This is a genomic window from Streptococcus ovis DSM 16829 (genome assembly GCF_000380125.1).
GTDB classification, from domain to species: domain Bacteria; phylum Bacillota; class Bacilli; order Lactobacillales; family Streptococcaceae; genus Streptococcus; species Streptococcus ovis.
This window is the reverse complement of the sequence record NZ_KB904562.1, coordinates 164,543-183,147: the sequence shown is the minus strand read 5'-3', so window position 1 is coordinate 183,147 and position 18,605 is coordinate 164,543. Positions and strand designations below refer to the sequence as shown.

The 18,605-nt window shown below is 41.4% G+C and carries 16 protein-coding genes and 1 pseudogene; 6 read left to right on the top strand and 11 right to left on the bottom strand.

The genetic code is table 11. From position 1 onward, the window contains the following. Positions 1-3: 3 nt before the first annotated feature. From A3I9_RS12325 to A3I9_RS0100935, 3 genes and pseudogenes are all read right to left on the bottom strand, one after another. Positions 4-645, bottom strand: a pseudogene (locus tag A3I9_RS12325) (glutamate-5-semialdehyde dehydrogenase); the annotation flags it as partial. A gap of 134 nt (positions 646-779) precedes the next feature. Continuing rightward, on the bottom strand, positions 780-3,269 hold the full coding sequence (locus A3I9_RS0100940) for a bifunctional DnaQ family exonuclease/ATP-dependent helicase (protein ID WP_026217274.1): 2,490 nt from the start codon (positions 3,267-3,269) through the stop codon (positions 780-782). 10 nt (positions 3,270-3,279) lie between these two features. After that, positions 3,280-3,960 (bottom strand): endonuclease III domain-containing protein, encoded by a 681-nt coding sequence (locus A3I9_RS0100935; protein ID WP_018377207.1) that lies wholly within the window; start codon positions 3,958-3,960, stop codon positions 3,280-3,282. Positions 3,961-4,037: 77 nt separating this feature from the next. Here A3I9_RS0100935 and A3I9_RS0100930 point away from each other — a divergent pair, with 77 nt between their 5' ends. Further along, on the top strand, positions 4,038-4,673 hold the full coding sequence (locus tag A3I9_RS0100930; RefSeq protein ID WP_018377206.1) for an MBL fold metallo-hydrolase: 636 nt from the start codon (positions 4,038-4,040) through the stop codon (positions 4,671-4,673). A gap of 39 nt (positions 4,674-4,712) precedes the next feature. Here the strand turns inward: A3I9_RS0100930 and ftsX are convergent, their stop codons facing one another. The 6 genes from ftsX to A3I9_RS0100900 all read right to left on the bottom strand — a co-directional run bounded on the left by ftsX (position 4,713) and on the right by A3I9_RS0100900 (position 9,993). Beyond that, on the bottom strand, positions 4,713-5,642 hold the full coding sequence (gene ftsX, locus A3I9_RS0100925) for a permease-like cell division protein FtsX (protein WP_018377205.1): 930 nt from the start codon (positions 5,640-5,642) through the stop codon (positions 4,713-4,715). After that, positions 5,635-6,327 carry a cell division ATP-binding protein FtsE gene (gene ftsE, locus A3I9_RS0100920; RefSeq protein WP_018377204.1) on the bottom strand — a complete coding sequence of 231 codons (693 nt, stop codon included), beginning with the start codon at positions 6,325-6,327 and terminating at the stop codon, positions 5,635-5,637. The genes ftsX and ftsE overlap by 8 nt, the downstream gene beginning before the upstream one ends. 37 nt (positions 6,328-6,364) lie before the next feature. Continuing rightward, positions 6,365-7,460 (bottom strand): peptide chain release factor 2 gene (gene prfB, locus A3I9_RS0100915; RefSeq protein WP_156809149.1). Its coding sequence is split into 2 segments (ribosomal slippage): positions 6,365-7,387 and positions 7,389-7,460, totalling 1,095 coding nucleotides; the frame shifts between segments, so codons are not numbered across the junction. Positions 7,461-7,495: 35 nt separating this feature from the next. Then, positions 7,496-8,623, bottom strand: a complete 1,128-nt coding sequence (queG, locus tag A3I9_RS0100910; protein ID WP_026217273.1) for a tRNA epoxyqueuosine(34) reductase QueG — start codon at positions 8,621-8,623, stop codon at positions 7,496-7,498. Between the two features lie 231 nt (positions 8,624-8,854). After that, on the bottom strand, positions 8,855-9,214 hold the full coding sequence (locus tag A3I9_RS0100905) for a TM2 domain-containing protein (protein ID WP_018377201.1): 360 nt from the start codon (positions 9,212-9,214) through the stop codon (positions 8,855-8,857). 56 nt (positions 9,215-9,270) lie between these two features. Next, the gene (locus A3I9_RS0100900; RefSeq protein WP_018377200.1) at positions 9,271-9,993 is read right to left on the bottom strand and encodes a glycerophosphodiester phosphodiesterase; all 723 of its coding nucleotides are present in this window, start codon (positions 9,991-9,993) and stop codon (positions 9,271-9,273) included. A gap of 108 nt (positions 9,994-10,101) precedes the next feature. On the opposite strand from A3I9_RS0100900, the gene A3I9_RS0100895 reads away from it, so the two are divergent. Continuing rightward, positions 10,102-10,509 carry a hypothetical protein gene (locus A3I9_RS0100895; RefSeq protein ID WP_018377199.1) on the top strand — a complete coding sequence of 136 codons (408 nt, stop codon included), beginning with the start codon at positions 10,102-10,104 and terminating at the stop codon, positions 10,507-10,509. Positions 10,510-10,551: 42 nt separating this feature from the next. On the opposite strand, the gene A3I9_RS0100890 is transcribed toward A3I9_RS0100895, so the two are convergent. Next, positions 10,552-13,239: a cation-translocating P-type ATPase gene (locus tag A3I9_RS0100890; protein WP_018377198.1), complete on the bottom strand. Its 2,688-nt coding sequence runs from the start codon at positions 13,237-13,239 to the stop codon at positions 10,552-10,554. A 249-nt stretch (positions 13,240-13,488) separates the two neighbouring features. After that, positions 13,489-13,887 (bottom strand): YwiB family protein, encoded by a 399-nt coding sequence (locus tag A3I9_RS0100885; protein WP_018377197.1) that lies wholly within the window; start codon positions 13,885-13,887, stop codon positions 13,489-13,491. Between the two features lie 128 nt (positions 13,888-14,015). Between A3I9_RS0100885 and A3I9_RS0100880 the strand changes: the two genes are divergently transcribed. The 4 genes from A3I9_RS0100880 to A3I9_RS0100865 are packed head-to-tail and all read left to right on the top strand — an operon-like array spanning position 14,016 to position 18,577. After that, positions 14,016-15,329, top strand: a complete 1,314-nt coding sequence (locus A3I9_RS0100880) for an HD domain-containing protein (RefSeq protein WP_018377196.1) — start codon at positions 14,016-14,018, stop codon at positions 15,327-15,329. Then, the gene (gene yidA / locus A3I9_RS0100875) at positions 15,319-16,128 is read left to right on the top strand and encodes a sugar-phosphatase (protein ID WP_018377195.1); all 810 of its coding nucleotides are present in this window, start codon (positions 15,319-15,321) and stop codon (positions 16,126-16,128) included. Before A3I9_RS0100880 ends, yidA begins: the two co-directional genes overlap by 11 nt. Continuing rightward, a complete protein-coding gene (locus A3I9_RS0100870) occupies positions 16,128-17,345 on the top strand; it encodes an aminoacyltransferase (protein WP_018377194.1) in 1,218 nt (405 codons plus the stop codon). The genes yidA and A3I9_RS0100870 overlap by 1 nt, the downstream gene beginning before the upstream one ends. After that, positions 17,342-18,577 carry an aminoacyltransferase gene (locus A3I9_RS0100865; protein WP_018377193.1) on the top strand — a complete coding sequence of 412 codons (1,236 nt, stop codon included), beginning with the start codon at positions 17,342-17,344 and terminating at the stop codon, positions 18,575-18,577. The genes A3I9_RS0100870 and A3I9_RS0100865 overlap by 4 nt, the downstream gene beginning before the upstream one ends. Positions 18,578-18,605: the final 28 nt, after the last annotated feature.

Genomic DNA, 18,605 nt, shown 5'->3' with positions numbered 1-18,605 from the left:
CTCCTATACTCGGATCTGTCCATCACCTTTTATAATATATTTGTAAGTTGTCATTTCATGTAATCCCATTGGTCCGCGCGCATGCATCTTTTGAGTAGCAATGCCTAATTCACAGCCGAGACCAAATTCCCCACCATCTGTAAAACGCGTTGATACATTGACATAAACCGCTGCCGAATCAACTGAACGGGTAAAGTAGGTAGCATGTTCTGCATTTTCTGTCACAATGGCATCACTATGTCCTGTCGAATGTTGGCCAATGTGTTGCACCGCTTCTTCCACACTAGACACAACTTTAACAGCTAAAATATAATCTAAGAATTCTGTGTCAAAATCCGATGCGCTAGCAAGAATAGCTGATTTGAAGTAAGGCAAGGCCTTTTCTTCTGCCCGCAATTCTACACTACCAGCAAGACCTTTTTCCAGCATCGGTAAAAATTGCTCTGCTACGGTTTCATGCACCAAGAGTACTTCTTCAGAGTTACAAACAGACGGTCGACTCGTCTTGGCATTGACCACAATAGACAAGGCTTTGTTCAAATCCGCTGTTTCATCTACATAAACATGGCAAATGCCTGTGCCTGTCTCAATAACTGGAACAGTCGCGTTTTTTACAACTGCCTGAATCAGTCCTGCCCCACCTCTGCTCCATCAAGATAAGCCAATGACTTGTACTACAACAGAATTGGATTTCCATTGTACGCCTAACTATTTCACGTGCTCCATTCTCGTTTCTCTATTGTCTTTTAAACCGAAAAAGGCTAACAGGCCTTTTTCAATTATTCTTCGCTATTTGTTTCACTTTCGAAAAAATGCTGTATATGTGGTTCTAATTCTTGCCAATCTAGTACGGAGACATGGTACTCGTTTTTTAAGAAATGCGTAATCCGTCGACTATATCGCTTGCGAAGCACACGATGATCCAAGAGGATAACGGCAGACATTTGCTCTGCGGTCCTCTTCGTCCGCCCGATTGCCTGCTTTAACTTAAGAAGCATCACAGGCAAATTATAATCATAAAAAGGTTGCTTGCCTTCTATCCTTAAGTGGTGGTTTATCTTCTGCACAAGCAAATCTTTGGGATTTTCAAATGGGAGACGAGGAATCACCTGAATGATTTCTGGCTGATTAGAGAAGTCCACCCCTTCCCAAAAAGAGCCTGTCCCTAACAGAAGACGACAGTCCCCGCGTTCAAAGCGTTTTTTGACAACCGACTCCTCCCCATGTTTCTGCTGAGCTATGTGTTCCACTCCCCACTCTGCTAGATTATCCGAAACGGCTGATAACAAAGCATACGAGGTAAACAAGGTTAAAATTGGCCGACCAAAACGTTCTAATTCTTGTAAAAAACGAGCAATATAATGCGCCTGTTCAGTAAGATCCATATCTACCAAAGATGGAAGATCTTTTAGCAGAATAATCTCTTGCTGCTGACTTTTCTGACTTGGTAGACAATCCATTGTGACTTTAGAAAAACCGAGTAAATCTGATAAACGAATCTTTTTCCCCAATTCTAATGTGGCACTAATGCAGAAAATTTTTGTTTGAGGGAGGAGTGAAGCTACATCCAACAACTCCATTTGGCTGGCCTGTAATACAGGAACCTTCTGACCATCTAATTCTTCTTTTACCAACCAAAAATGGTCATAATACTCTAAGAGCCAACGCAAGTCAGCTAAGGGAGCAGGCAATTCTCCCAGTTCTTGTAGATTTTGCGTCAATTGCTGCAACTGTTCCCTTCGTATGTCACTACGATTTCCTGCTTGCATCTCTAAGACAAGCTGTTGTAATTCAAAGAATAAACTTTCATACAGCCTCTTTTCCAATAAATCAAATGCACGGTCTTTGTAGCTCTGCATACTATTGAGCAATGGCGAGACAAGCAGCCGCTGACTTGCCAATCCCTCTGCAGTCAGTAATAGTTTTTGTGCCTCGTCCACCACAAGTATTCGATGTTCAAAAAGATAGGCTTGGTCTTTCAGATGATGGAGCAAATAAGAGTGATTGGTCAATAACACTCGACTCCGTTGAGCTTTGGATTGCAGGCGTCGCCAAAAGTCCCATTCAGCAAAAACAGACTGAGCTGCTACATTTCCATCATGTTGTAATTCATCGAAATAAGGCTGATATCGTTGGCGCTGTTTGAATTCATCTAGATCTCCTGTTTCAGTCTCGCATAGCCAGACCAATAACTGCATTTTATGACGATTTAACAAACGATTGCTGTCTTCACGTTGTAAGGTTTGCCAAAAATGTTCCAATTTCAGAAAATGCCGAGCAGACTTAATTGATTGCACTGAAATCTGAAATCCTTCTGCTAGCTGCTTTCCTTCCTTCTCCATGATTTGTTGCTGAAGCAAGTGAGTTGGTACAGAAACCACTAGTGGTTGTTCTGTATGTGCTAGCAATGGTAAAAGGTAGCCATACGTTTTACCAAGTCCTGCTTGCGCTTGCAAGAAATGTACCTGATCTTCTTGGTCTAATAATCGTTCTTCTACGAGTTTTGCAAACTCTTCTTGTGTGGTGCGTCTTTCCAAACCAAGTTTCTGGATATTCTTTGAAAAATCCTTATCAAGCCTCCGACTAATTGTTTCATCTGACTCTTTTTTGATCATTAAGCCGTGAACAGAAACATAGTCCTTGCCCGTGTAATCAGACATGTTTTCATACACTTCTTCTATGACCATTCGTGTTTCATGAATCAGGTTATCACTCAACTCTAAGATTTGACCAATTGTAGTCTTGGGCAATTGAGCAATCTTCTCTTGAATTTTCAATAATAAGTGAGCTGTAGCCCAAGCGTCAGCAATCGCTGTGTGAGCCTGCTCTAACTCAAGATTCAACTCCTCAGCCAGATGGCTCAAACTGTATTTTTCAACTGTTGGAAAAAAAAGCTGCGCCAATTCTACCGTATCTACCCGTGGCGTCCAGAGATCGTACCCTTCAAAAAATAGCGCTTCGGCCAATAAATTGCCATCAAACTTGACATTATGGGCAACAAAGACTGCATCTTCAATCAAGCGGTAAATTTCCTCTGCAACCTGTCCAAAATCAGGTGCCTTTTTTAACCGACGATTGGAAATTCCTGTCAACTGGCGAATGTAGGGGCTTAGAGTCTCATGAGGATTAATATCTGTTTCATACGTATCCATCACTCTGCCGTCCTGTACAATCACGATGCCAACCTGAATAATTTTTGCTTCACTTCCCGTTCCAGTGGCTTCCAAGTCCACAACTGCATAACGGGTTCCATTATGTTTTTCTGTCATGATATCCAAATTATACCATATTTGAAGAACTTTCTATATGGTCCTTCTCCCATATCAAACAATCTTCTGCAAGAAAACTCTTCTGAAAATTCTCTTTTGAACGAAGAAATTTCTTACCAAATTCATCAATCAACCCATGAAATTCCTGAGCATCGCGAACAGTAAAGGGTTCTGGTAAACGAGAAAGTTGCCGGTGTAACTCTTGATAATTCGCAAAAGCAGGTACTCCTAATTGCATAAACAGTGTTCTTGCGTATTTGTCTGCTACAAACTGGGGCTGGTCAAAGACATAGGTCAGCAACACATCTGCCGTTTCTAGGCCGATGCCATGCAATTGCAAGAGTTGATTTCGCAACCCCGCACCGTATTGCGCCACAATTGCTTCAGGATGTTCATCATGCAATAGATACCAATTCGCCAAACCTTGTATAGCCTTACTTTTATTCACCATAAAACCAGCTGGTCGAACCAATTCTTGTAAGTCTTCCTGAGACAGGTTCACAATCTTTTCCAGACGGTAATCTGTTTTATTTCCGATAAGGGTGGATGCCCTTGTTGCATTGGCTTCGGTAGTATTTTGAATCAAAATCGCTTCTACTAAGATCTGCTGCTTCGTATCCGCCGGCCACCAATTCGTCGGTCCCATATGGCTTAATAATTTTTGATAGAGATCATATAATGTTAATTCCATGGTTTTATTTTATCAAATATCAGCTAAATCCACCATTTTTTGATAAACTAAAAGAAAGAACAATGAGAGGTTGACAAATGAATATCTACCGCACCATCAATCCAATTGCAGCTGAAAATACCTACTATCTTGAAAATGAAGAGTATCTCATCGTGGTTGATCCGGGAAGTGACTGGGACACCATTGAACAAACAATTCATCGTCTTCAAAAGCCTGTTGCTGCCGTTCTACTGACTCATACTCACTATGATCACATTATGAGTCTAGAAAAGGTTAGAGAAACATTTGGGCAACCATCCGTCTATGTTTCTGAAAAAGAAGCCAGCTGGCTCTATACTCCCTTGGACAATGGGTCTGGTCAACCACGACACGATGATCTACCGGATGTTGTCTGCAAACCTGCAGAACAGACCTTTCAATATCAAGAAAGTTATGACATCACCGGTTTTCATTTTCATGTAGTAGAAACTCCGGGACACTCTTGGGGCAGTGTCTCTATCATTTTCCCAGACCAAGAACTAGTTCTGACAGGAGATGCTCTCTTCCGCGGAACCATCGGGCGAACAGATTTACCAACAGGGAATTTTGACCAACTCATTCGCAGTATCAAAGAACAACTGTTCTCTCTTCCAGGACATTACAAAGTCTACCCCGGACACGGGCAAGACACAACCATTTCTCACGAACGCATTTTCAATCCATTTTTTCAATAAGTAATTAAAAAAGACCCTCACGGGTCTTTTTTAAGCAATTTAAATCTTTAGGAATCGGCTCATTGAAATCATCGACCCCAATGCACCAATGACAATACCGACAATAAAGAGGGCTGCAATCATTCCAGGGATAAATAGATTCATTGGAATCAAGGATAAATTCTGTGAAGCAAGACTAGCATGTACAGACTGGAAAGCCACACGATAAGCAAAGTAAACCAAAGCTGATGGGATGATTGCTCCCAACAAGCCTACCCATGCTCCCTCTAATAGGAATGGTCCACGGATGTATGAGTTTTTTGCACCCACCAGACGCATAATCTGAATTTCACGACTACGAGAGATAATGGTAATTCGAATCGTATTTGAAATCAAGAGAATAGCTGTGAAGAGCAAGAGAACTGTTGCTGCAAGTCCCCAAGTTCGCACAAGATCTGCTAATTTAAAGATTCTCTCTGTCTCTACTTCTCCATCACGTACTTCTGATACACCATCAATCTTTGTAACTTCCTTCGCTACTTTTTTCACACTGGAAGGAGTTTTGGTTTCAATGATATAAGCGTCATAAAGCGGATTAGCATCTCCTTTGAAAAGATTCCAAGTTTTTCCTAGCGTCTTTGTCAAATTCTGTAACTGTTCGTCTTTACTTGAATAAGTCACATTCTCTACGTCCGATAAATCCATGATTTGCTTGTAGACTGCTTGGTAACTTTCATTCTTGACTGTCTTTCCTTCGTCATTAACTATGGTTTCTTGCTGATCCGTTGAATCTGCACGCAAGTAAACATTGATACGGACATTATTTTCCAAATCAGAAGCCAATTTTGCAGTATTTAAAATCACAGAAGCAAAGATTCCTACTAGAGTCAAAGTGATTGTTACAGATGAAACGGCCGCAATTGTCATCCACCCATTTCGCTTCAGGCTCTTGAGAGACTCTATAAAGTGTCTAAAAAATCGTCTAATCATCGTATCCGTACTCTCCTTCTGTTTCATCCCGTACTACACGGCCATCTTCAATGGCAATAACACGGTGGCGGAGGGTATTTACAATTTGACTGTTGTGGGTCGCCATCAAAATGGTGGTTCCTTGTAAATTAATACGCTCCAAAAGATTCATAATTTCCCATGAATTTTCAGGGTCCAAATTTCCTGTTGGCTCATCAGCAATCAATACTTTAGGATTGTTGACAATAGCACGCGCAATCGCAATCCGTTGCTGCTCACCACCTGACAATTCATTCGGGAAAGACCGAATCTTGTGCTTGAGACCAACCAAATCCAAGACTTCCATGACACGCTTTTTGATATTACGCGGTTTTTCACCGATAACTTCCATCGCGTAAGCAATATTTTCAAATACAGTTTTACGTGGTAATAATTTGTAGTCTTGGAAAACAACACCGACACTCCGACGAAGTAAAGGCACATCTTTTTTCTTAATCTTAGCGAGGTTAAATTTTCCAACCTTCAAAGACCCTTTATCAATACTCTCCTCACGGTAGAGCAACTTGATAAAGGTTGATTTCCCAGCCCCTGAAGGCCCTACGATATAGGCAAATTCACCCGCCTCAATAGAGACGGACACTCCGCGAAGAGCCGTTGTCCCGTTTCCGTATTTTTTGGAAACGTCTTTCATTTCTATAATTCCCATAAGGTTATCTGTCCAAAGACAGTCCTTTCTTTAATTTTTAACGAATGCGCCATTTTAAATAGGCGTCGATAAAGCCATCAAATTCTCCATCCATGACCTTGTCCACTTGTGCCACTTCAAAATTCGTGCGATGATCCTTTACCATTGTATATGGCGTAAAGACATACGAACGGATTTGACTTCCCCAAGTGATTTCTTGCTTGTCACCCTTTAAGGCATCAACTTCTGCTGCTTTTTTCTCTTGCTCTAGCTGATAGAGTTTAGCTTGCAGCATTTTCATAGCTCGGTCACGGTTCCCATATTGGGTCCGATCAACCGTTGAAGCCACGACAATCCCCGTTGGAATGTGGGTCAAACGCACACCAGTCGAAACCTTGTTGACGTTCTGTCCACCAGCACCTCCACTTCGGAAAGTATCCATCTTGATATCTTCGTCACGGATATCCACTTCGATTGCATCATCCAATTCTGGCATGACCTCAACAGAAGTAAAGGAGGTATGGCGTCTCTTAGCTGAATCAAAGGGTGAAATCCGAACCAATCGATGTACACCCATCTCTGACTTCAAAAAACCGTAGGCATTTGGTCCTTCAAAGCCAAGTGTCACTGACTTGATTCCTGCTTCATCTCCCGCTTGATAATCCAAAGTCTCTACTTTATAGCCATGCGCATTTCCGTAGCGAATATACATCCGCATCAGCATCTCACCCCAGTCTTGCGCCTCTGTACCACCAGAACCTGGATGAATCTCCAGGATGGCATTATTATGGTCATAAGGCTCTGACAAGAGCAAGGTCATTTCATAGTTGGCCATTAGCTTATCTAACTCAACCAACTTTTCAACCAACTCATCTCGCACAGAATCATCCTCTGCCAGAAAATCCTGCAGAATTTCTGATTCTTCCAACAAATCAATCATCTGGTGAAAATTGTTGTAGGTATTCTTGAGTTCATTGAGTTCTTGTGATGTTTTTTGTGCGGCAATATTGTCGTTCCAAAAATCAGGTTCCGTCATCTTGTTTTCCAAGATGGCAATCTCTTCCTCTAGACCTTCTAAGTCAAAGAGACCCCCTGAACGAGTCTAATTTGGCTGACAGTTCGTCTATCTTTTGGCAAATTTCTGCTGTATCCATTGTCTACCTCATTCTTTATTGTTCATTCCATTTTATCATATTTGATGCGGTTTGGCTAATTTCAAAAAATTGGCCCTCTCCTCTTGTACATCTGGATGTTCTGATTGAATCTCCTCAATGAAGGAAATTAGGTCGTCGCTAGGTTCTTTCACCAATTCTCCCAAGGCCCAAATAGCTGTCGCAGCGTGGATGGGATTTTGCATCTTATCGATGATTTCAAGGAGTTTGGGAATAGCTGAGCGGTCATGCGAATTGGCAAGGGCAATAATAGCATTGCGTTGTAAGATATTCTTCCCTCGCCAGCTTCCTGCAATCATGCCAAATTTTTCCTTAAATTGACCATTGGACAATTCCAAAAAAGGCAATAATTCAGGGTGTGCCAAATCAGGGTCAATGTCCACTACAGGCGGACTGTCAATTCCTTTATTGTAAGGACAACAGATTTGACAAATATCACAACCATAGATGACCGTCTTGATTTTCTTGCGGAATTCTAGCTCCATCATGCCCTTGACTTGTGTCTGGAAAGAAAGACAACGACGGGCATTCATACTCCCATCACCTATCAGACAGGAGGTTGGACAGATGTCGACACAGCGATTACAATTTCCACAATCATAATCTACTGGGCTATCTGGCTCAATTTCCAAATTGGTAATCAACTCACCTAGAAACATGTAGGAACCATATTCCTTGGAAATGACCAATCCATTTTTCCCAATAAAACCAATTCCTGCACGCCGTGCAACAGCCGTATCCACCAATGCACCGGTATCAACCATCCCTTTGTATTCAAAGTCTGCGGTCAATTTTTCAATACCACGGGCCAATCTCTCTAGCTTATCTTGAACGATGTAATGATAGTCTAAGCCCCAGGAATTGGGCGTGATTTTCCCGCGTCGAAAAGCTGTCTTTTGAGGCTGTTGTGGCAACCTTCGAGGATAGGCAACCGCAATCGAGATAATCGTCTTTGCAGAGTTTAAACTCAATTTCGGTTGAATTCGCTCCTCAATATTCTTATGTTCAAAGCCTGAAGAACGTCCTTCTTCAACAGCAGCACGCAAGGATTTTTCCAAATAGGCAAAATCATCTGCTGTGGTAAAACCAATCTTTGAAATCCCAATTTCCTGCGCTAATTGTGTGATTGTTTCTTTCAGATTCATCACTTCTATTTTAGCAAAAATGCCTAAAATTGCAATGATTCTCAAAATCCAATGCGACTTTTCAAACAGAACTTTCTAGATTATCACTAATTATCCGTTTTAAAAAAGGAAAACAGATAATTAGTATAACATAAAAAAGAGGGAATCAAATTACAAATAGGTAACGATTCGCCTCTTTAAATTACAACTATCTTACAAAATGATAGAATTGAGACATTTCAATCCTTATTTCTACTGACCATAAATAGTTGCTGCATTGATCGCAGCTTCTAATTTCTCAAGGTTTGCTTTTTTGGTAGCCCCCATAATCAAGAACCAATCTACTAAAGGCCAAATACCAAGTGTGGCCCAAGAAAACAATAATTTACAAACACCTAATCCAATGTGACCAATATAAAAACGATCAACACCTAGGTAGCCTAAGAAAATCGAAAAAATCAAGGCTATCGTTGGATTTTTCATTTCTGCTGAAAAGATATAAGCCTGCTGGCTATCTGTTAAATTCTCTAAACGCTGGCGAATCATAGGTACTGCTGCTGCAGGTAAGTTACTTGCATTGGCTGCTAAATAAGCATCTGAAAATACTGACATCTAATTTCCTCTCCTTTGTCACTCTAGTATACAGGGAAAATATTCTTTTGTAAAGATTAACTCATCTCGTTTCGAAGGGCAAGTGCGACTTCTGGTTTATCTGTGATAATAGCTGTGACACCTTTTTTGAAGGCTTTTTTCATCACTTTTTCATCATTTACCGTCCACAAACGCAAATGTTTCTTAGCCGATTTCCCTTTTTTAAAATACCATTTATGTGATAAATGCAACGCACCAATCCATGGCAGGAAAGCCCCTAGAAAAACCAAAATGCTTCGTTTACTCACCAAATACCCAAGCTCAGCTGTAGGATCAATGCGGTGCATTTTCAATAATGAGCGTAAACTAAAAGATGAATACATGACTTCAAAAGGACGGTCAGTTTCCACTAATAAGTCGCCAATTTTTTTCTCAATTCCCTTATAGGGATAGACAGAGGTTTTTAACTCTATATTCAGACACCCCTGATACTGGCGTTCCTCTAATAACTCAAACACTTCACGTAGGGTCGGAATTGTCTGACCAGCATATTCTGTATCAAACCAAATTCCCGCATCCAGTTCCTTCAGTTCTGCTAGGGTCATTTCCTTCACGAGACCAGAACCATTTGTTGTTCGATCAACTGTTTCGTCATGAATGACAACAATCTCTCCATCCTTACTCAGATGCACATCTAGCTCAATACCGTCTGCTCCTACTCGAATCGCCTCTTCAAAGGCTGCCAAGGTATTTTCAGGTCGATTAATTCGACTCCCTCTATGCGCTACAATCTCTGTCATGACACTCTCCACTCTTTCCAAAACTTCCTATATTGTACCACATTTTTTTAAGATTGGAGTGCTCTATCCACTTTTCCTATGATATAATAGAGAAAAGGAGGGGACGATATGAGTATCACCGTTCTGCGAAACACAAATGTTCTAAACTCTTGGCGAACGTTAGAGCTAACAGTAGACCAACAGTCTGTCGTTCGCTTATCTCATCAACAATCACAGACCTTTAAACTGCCCTATTATCCAGCAAAAGTAACGGTTAAGGAAGACCCTAAATCTTTTTTTATCGCCCATAACCACCAAATCCTCATTATGGAGAATAATCCATTGTACCAACTGTTAACGCTCATTTCTACCGTACTGTTAATACTTTGTTTTATCGTGACAGCACAATGGATACGTATAGGTTTCTATTTAGCCATTATAACACTTCTATCCATCACTATTTTCTTCGTTCCACAATATCGGTTTAAACCGTTTGTCAGTCCAAACATGCAGATTAAAAATAGTCTATTATCCTAATCGCAAAAAAGACGCCCTAGGCGTCTTTTTTAACATGGTAAATTAAATAGCATTCTTATCTTGTCCAAGCGCACGTTGAATTGCTTTTACAATTTCAACAATCACAAGGGCAAGGAAGCTACCAATTAGAACGACGGTCCATTGATTCATATCAAGGTGAGCAACGTGGAATATTTTCTCTAGGAATGGTATGGTTAATGTCGCCACCAAGAGTAAGAGAGAACCAAGAATTGCCCAGTTGAACATCTTGTTTTTAAACGGACCAACTGTGAAGACTGATTGGTAAACAGACTTGACGTTGAAAGCATGTACCAATTGGATCAAACCAAGCGTTGCGTAAGCCATAGTTAGGGCATCTGCGTGGATAGCATGGTAGTCACCGACGTGAACTGGGTTGGCAATAGCGTAACCATAGACACCAAGTACAAGAGCACCTTGCATCAAACCTTGGTAAGCTACGGCACCAAGTACACCACCTGAGAAGAAGCTCGAGTTACGTCCACGAGGTTTGTGTTTCATAACGCCTGGTTCAGCAGGTTCCATACCAAGTGCAATCGCTGGAAGCGTATCTGTTACCAAGTTGATCCAAAGAAGATGAACTGGCTCAAGAACATCCCAACCAAACAAGGTAGCAAGGAAGATTGTAAGTACCTCAGCGATATTCGCTGAAAGCAAGTATTGAACTGTTTTTTGGATGTTTGAGAAGACCTTACGTCCTTCTTCAACGGCAACGATGATAGTTGCAAAGTTATCATCGGCAAGGACCATGTCAGAAGCACCCTTAGAAACTTCTGTACCAGTGATCCCCATACCAATACCGATATCAGCTGTTTTAAGAGATGGCGCATCATTCACCCCGTCACCTGTCATGGCAACGACTTTACCTTCATTTTGCCATGCTTTCACGATACGAACCTTGTGCTCTGGAGATACACGCGCATAAACGGAGTATTGTTTGAAGACCTTTTGGAATTCTTCATCAGAAAGCTCGTTCAACTCAGCACCAGTAAAGACGTGGTCTTCTGTATCGTTAGGATCGATGATTCCAAGTCGTTTGGCAATTGCTTCTGCTGTATCTTGGTGGTCACCTGTGATCATGATTGGACGGATACCAGCTTCTTTGGCAACCGCAACGGCTTGCGCTGCTTCTGGACGTTCTGGGTCAATCATACCAACCAAACCAGCAAAGACTAAATCATTTTCAACCACTTCTGTTTCAAGCGTTGGAATTTCTGACTCATACTTGTAAGCCATCATGAGGACACGAAGCGCTTCTTTAGCGAGTGATTTATTGGTTGCAAGAATCGCTTCTTTATCAGCGTCAGTGATTGGACGAACTGTCCCATTTTCTTCAATCTGAGTGACACGTTTGAGCAATTGATCTGGCGCACCTTTGACAGCAACGAGGTATTTGTCGTCCGCCAATTTATGAATCGTTGACATCAATTTACGATCTGAATCAAATGGTAACTCAGCCACACGTGGCTCAGCTTTTAACATATCACGTACATCAACAGCATGATCAAAACCAAATTGAACAAGGGCAGTTTCAGTTGGATCACCAATCAATTTACCATCTTGGTCAACTTTCGTATCGTTGGCAAAGTTCATGACACGAAGGGTCATATTGTCTCCAGCAATATCATCTGCAGAATCAAATACTCGACCATTGTAATAAACCTTTTCAACCGTCATTTGGTTCATGGTCAAGGTACCAGTCTTATCTGAGGCGATGATTTCTGTTGAACCAAGTGTTTCAACCGCTGGCAATTGACGGATGATGGAGTTACGTTTCGCAAGAACTTGTGTTCCCATTGAAAGAACAATCGTAACAACTGCAGGGAGTCCTTCAGGAATAGCAGCTACCGCAAGAGCTACCGCAGTCATCAAGGCTTCAAGAGGAGCTTCACCACGTACAAATACAGAAACGACAAAGGTAATGGCCGCAATGACAAGAACTGCATACGTCAATACTTTCGATAAGTGGTGCAAGTTTTGTTTGAGTGGTGTATCTGTTTCTTCTGCATTCGCAAGCATGCTGGCAATATGACCTACCTCAGTAAACATACCAGTGTTTGTCACCACACCAATACCACGTCCGTAAGTGACGTTTGAGTTTTGGTACCCCATATTCACACGGTCACCGAGACCAGCATCCTCAGTAAGGGTTACATCCAAGTTTTTCTCAACTGGGACAGATTCTCCTGTAAGGGCTGCTTCTTCAATCTTAAGCGAGGCTGCTTCCAAGAGGCGCATATCAGCAGGGACAACATCACCAGCTTCTAACATCACCACATCACCTGGTACCAAGTCTTTTGAATCAACCTCAGTCACATGCCCATCACGGCGAACACGTGCAACAGGGCTTGACATTGATTTCAATGCATCAATCGCAGCTTCGGCTTGCCCTTCTTGGTAAACACCAAAGGCAGCATTCAAGACAACTACAAGCAAGATGATGATGGCATCTGTTAACCCTTCTGTTCCCTCAGTTACCACTGAAAGTGCTGCCGCTGCAAGCAAGATGATAATCATCAAATCCTTGAATTGATCCAAGAATTTTTGCCAAACTGTACGTTTTTCACCTTCATCCAATTCATTTCGGCCATAAGTAGCCAAACGCTGCGCTGCCTCGTCACTTGTCAATCCCTTTTTAGTGGTCTGCAAGGCTTCAAGAACAGCTTCTTCTGTCTGCGTATAGTACGCCTGACGGTTTTGTTCCTTTGACATTTCGTCTCCTCCTCTGGTCTTTTCCAAACAAAAAGACCTGTTTTATTCCAAACAAGTCTCGCTATTTCAGATTATGCCGGAAATACTAGATTTCGTAATGACGACATAAACACGATTCACCTTGTCCGCTTTTCACTATGGGGTTACACAGTGAAATAGAAACTGACAATCGTTAGCTACTCCCTCGATTTGTCATCTATTATATCAAATTCCGAGGTTTTTTCAAAGAAAATTAATTCTGAAAACGTTTTATAAAAGAGGATTTCCCCAAGAAATTTCCATTCGATAAGAAGCAAAAATCCCTTCTGCTTCTAGCTGCTTCAAATCATAATGAAGTCGGATTGACTGCGCTTCTTCGTCCAATTGATATTCGTTCGTCACCGTTACAAAATGTTGCAACCCAATTGGGGTTGGCACCACCACAATGGCTTCTTGATTCGAAAGAAACCGCATCAAGGTTTTGGGTGAAGAAAATCGCGTCATGGATAACTCCTTGTCATCACATTTAATGACCACCTTTTCTTGCTCCTCATTCGTATACATTAGATAGAGTTGATTCTTTTTACGAAGGACTTCAACAGGGTAAACCTGATCAACCACCTCCATTTGTCCATCTAAATCAATCTCATTTGTCAAGTGAATTTGCACGTTCTATTACTCCTTCTTTTGTCTTTTTTTATTATATGCTAAATGTTGTATTTCGTAAACTCTTACGAATCTCCCCCTCCCGTATGACAATCTTTTCATTTTTTGCTGATATTTGCTATAATAGTAGAATGATTGAAAAAGTATTTCGTGATCCCGTACATAATTACATCCATGTTGACCATGAGGTCATTTATCAGTTAATCAATAGCAGAGAATTTCAACGACTACGCCGCATCAAACAGTTAGGAACCACTTCCTATACTTTCCACGGTGGCGAGCATAGCCGTTTTTCGCATTGTCTTGGTGCTTATGAAATTGCCCGTCGAATTGTTGAAGCCTTTGAAGAGCACTATCCAGATAAATGGAATCCAGAAGAATCTCTTCTGACAATGACGAGTGCCCTCTTGCATGATGTCGGACACGGTGCCTATTCACATACCTTCGAACGTTTGTTTGATACCAATCATGAGGAGATGACCTGCGCTATTATTACCAGTCCTGAGACAGAAGTCAATGCCATTTTGAAACAAGTTGCTCCTGATTTTCCAGAAAAGATTGCCAGTGTCATCCGCCACACCTATCCGAATAAGCAGGTTGTCCAATTAATATCAAGCCAGATTGATGTTGATCGCATGGACTATTTGCTGAGGGATTCCTATTTCACTGGGGCAAGCTATGGCGAATTTGATCTGACACGAATTTTACGGGTCATCCAACCTATTGACAAGGGCATTGCCTTTCGTGAATCAGGAATGCATGCTGTCGAAGATTATGTGCTAAGCCGCTATCAGATGTATATGCAAGTCTATTTTCATCCAGCCAGTCGCTCCATGGAAGTTCTCTTACAAAATTTATTGAATCGTGCAAAGATGCTCTATATCGCTGAAAAAGACTTTTTTACTACTTCTTCACCTCGGCTAATCCCCTTCTTTGAACATCAGGTGACCTTATCAGATTACTTAGCCTTGGACGATGGCGTGATGAATACCTATTTCCAATCTTGGATTGATGGACCTGATAAGATTTTATCCGACTTGGCGCAACGGTATGTCAATCGTAAAGTCTTCAAATCCATTACTGTTGACCCAGAAGAAGAGGGTAAACTGGATGTTTTACGTCAGATTGTTGCTGATGTTGGGTTTGATCCAGAATATTACACAGCAATCCATCATAATTTTGATTTGCCTTATGATGTGTATCGGCCTGAAGCAACTAAGAAACGAACCCAAATTGAAATTCTACGTAAGGATAATAGCCTCATAGAACTGTCCCAACTGTCCCCGATTGTTGCCTCCCTAGCTGGTACCATTCATGGAAATAGTCGTTTCTATTTCCCTAAGGAAATGTTAGAAGAAACAGGCATTTTTGCTGATAAAAACGAAGAATTTTCACACTACATTCACAACGAACACTTTACTTACGGAGGAACTCATGGGAATTAAACTCGTGGCTATTGATATTGATGGCACACTGCTCAATCCACAAAAAGAAATTACACCAGAAGTTTTTGAAGCGATTCAAGAGGCCAAACAAGCTGGGGTTAAAATTGTTATCACTACTGGGCGCCCAATTACTGGTGTCCGAGCTATTTTGAAAGAGTTAAATCTGACCGATGAAGGCGACTATGTCATTACCTTTAATGGCGGATTGGTCCAAGATGTAGCCAGTCAAAAGGATATTGTCAAAGAAACCTTGAGCTACGAAGATTATTTGGATATCGAACTCTTATCCCGTAAATTAACAGTTCCGATGCATGCCAGTACTAAAGAAGGTATTTATACAGCGAACCGGAATATCGGCAAATACACAATTTACGAATCAACATTGGTGGACGCTCCTATCTTCTATCGCACACCAGATGAAATGAAGACCAAAGAAATCGTCAAGACGATGATGGTCGACGAACCAGATCGCTTGGATGAAACCATCAAGCAGATTCCTGCTGATTTCTTTGACAAATACAACATCGCCAAATCTGCCGCCTTCTACTTGGAAATCACTCCAAAAACAGTCAATAAAGGGCTGGCAATCCAACGCTTAGCAACTTTCCTAGGTCTAACGCTAGACGAGACGATGGCCATCGGTGACGAGGAAAATGATCGTTCCATGTTAGAAGTAGTTGGAACACCTGTTGTCATGGAAAATGGCAATCCTGAATTGAAAAAAATTGCCAAATACATTACCAAATCAAATGAAGAAAGTGGCGTCGCACACGCCCTTAGAGAGTGGGTGTTAGCCTAATGTATACATATCAGACTGGTCTTGCTGCAGAAAAACACGATGAATTTGTCAAACAACATCCTCAGGTGAATCTTTTACAAAGTAGTAAATGGGCACAAATAAAAGACAACTGGGGAAATGAACGAATTGGTTTTTACAAGGATGGACAACTGGTTGCTGTTGCCTCTATCCTCATTCAACCGCTACCATTGGGCTGGAGCATGATTTATATTCCACGTGGGCCCATTATGGACTATACAGACAAAGAGCTAGTGAGCTTTGTCCTCACTTCTCTCAAAACTATTGCTAAGACACATCGCGCTGTTTTTATCAAATTTGATCCTTCCATCTATTTTCAGCAACATCTTGTGGGATTTGAGGGAGTTGACAATCCTCAGACACACGCAACCATTCAATTACTTACAGAATTAGGATGCCACTGGGTGGGGCGGACTAGTGATATTTCTGAGACGATTCAACCACGTTTCCAAGCGAATATCTACGCTAAGGATTTTCAGCTAGATCAGCTCCCTAAAAAAACCAAACAACTCTTACGAACTGCTGAAAATAAGGGTGTTACGATTGAATTTGGACACTTGGAGATGGTCGAAGCATTTGCTAATCTCATGAAAAAAACAGAGGCTCGCAAAAGCATCCACTTGCGCAACCAAGATTATTACACAAAACTCCTAAAAACCTATGGCGACGACGCCTACATTACGATGGCACATTTAGATATTGCTACTCGCTTTGAAAAATTATCTGAAGAATTAGCAAAACAAGAAAATATTCAAGCTGCTTTTACAGAAAGTACGCGTGAAAGTAAGGTTAAGACAACCTTGAAAGAGATTGAACGACTACAAGCAGAACTGGACTTTTTAAAAAATCATCTCAATCAAGGCAAGTCGGTTATCCCTCTATCCGCTACTCTCTCTCTCAACTTTGGGGATAGTTCGGAAAATATCTACGCTGGTATGGATGAAGAGTTTAGACATTACCAATCGGCACTCGTCACTTGGCAAAAAACAGCCCTTCATGCTTTTGAAATGGGCATCCTACACCAGAACATGGGAGGAATTGAAAACCAACTTGACGGTGGACTGTACAATTTCAAATCCAAACTGAACCCTATGATTGAAGAGTTTATTGGCGAGTTTAATCTCCCTGTTAGCCCTCTTTATCCTCTCTTCAATCTTGCCTATACCCTACGAAAAAAATTAAGAAGTAAACACTCATGACATTACAACTATTAACTTTAGAAGCATTTCAAGAACACGCGAAGACAGTCTCCGAACGCTCTTTTTTACAAACGGAGGAAATGGCTATACTCCTGCAAAAAAGAGGCATGACTGTCGAACGAATTGGACTTGTCAAAGATCATACCGTTCTCGTTTCTGCCTTATTATACAGTCTCCCTATGACAGGTGGTCTGCATATGGAAATCAATTGCGGTCCTATCACCTCTCATCCCGAATCCCTGCCAGAGTTTTATCGGCTACTGCAGGACTATGCTCGTCAAAAAGGGGCACTCCAACTGATTGTCAAACCCTACCAAACATACCAAACTTTTGATAGCAATGGCCAACCAACTAGTAGTGAGCAAACACAATTCATAACTGATTTGACCAATTTGGGTTACCAATTTGACGGCCTCCAGACAGGCTATCCAGGTGGAGAACCAGACTGGCACTATGTCAAAGATTTAACCGGTCTTACTCCTACAACACTGCGCTCTTCTTTCAGCAAAAAAGGAAAAGCTTTAGCTAAGAAAACATCAACTTTTGGTATCCAGCTCCGTCAGCTCAAGCGTGAGGAATTGCATTTGTTCAAAGAAATCACAGAAGCAACCTCTGAGCGTCGCGAATACACTGATAAATCTCTTGATTATTACCAAGATTTTTACGATGCGTTTGGTGATCACTGTGAATTTATGGTTGCTTCCATCAATTTTCAAGATTATCTACAAAACTTGCAAGCTGGCAAGGCAAAGCTAGAAAAGGACATTACTACTCTTGATGAGAAACTAAAACTGGGACAAAATCCAAATAAACTGAACTCACAGAAAAGGGAATTGGAACAACAGGTTGCTACTTTTGATACTCGTATCCTAGAAGCAGAGCAATTGATTGCACAACATGGTTCTGAAGATGTCCTCTTGGCAGGCAGCCTCTTTGTCTACACACCACACGAATCGGTCTATCTCTTCAGCGGTTCTTATACAGAGTTCAACAAATTTTATGCACCAATGGCCCTTCAAGAGCATGTCATGCAGGAAAGCCTCAGACGGGGAATTTCCTTCTACAATCTCTTGGGAATTACTGGTCTGTTTGATGGTACGGATGGGGTGCTACGCTTCAAACAAAACTTTAACGGCCATATTGTCCGTAAAATGGGGACCTTCCGCTATTACCCAAATCCACTCAAATATAAGATGATTCAAGTCATTAAAAAGCTTTTAAGAAGACAATAAAAATCTAGGCCTAAACCTAGATTTTTTA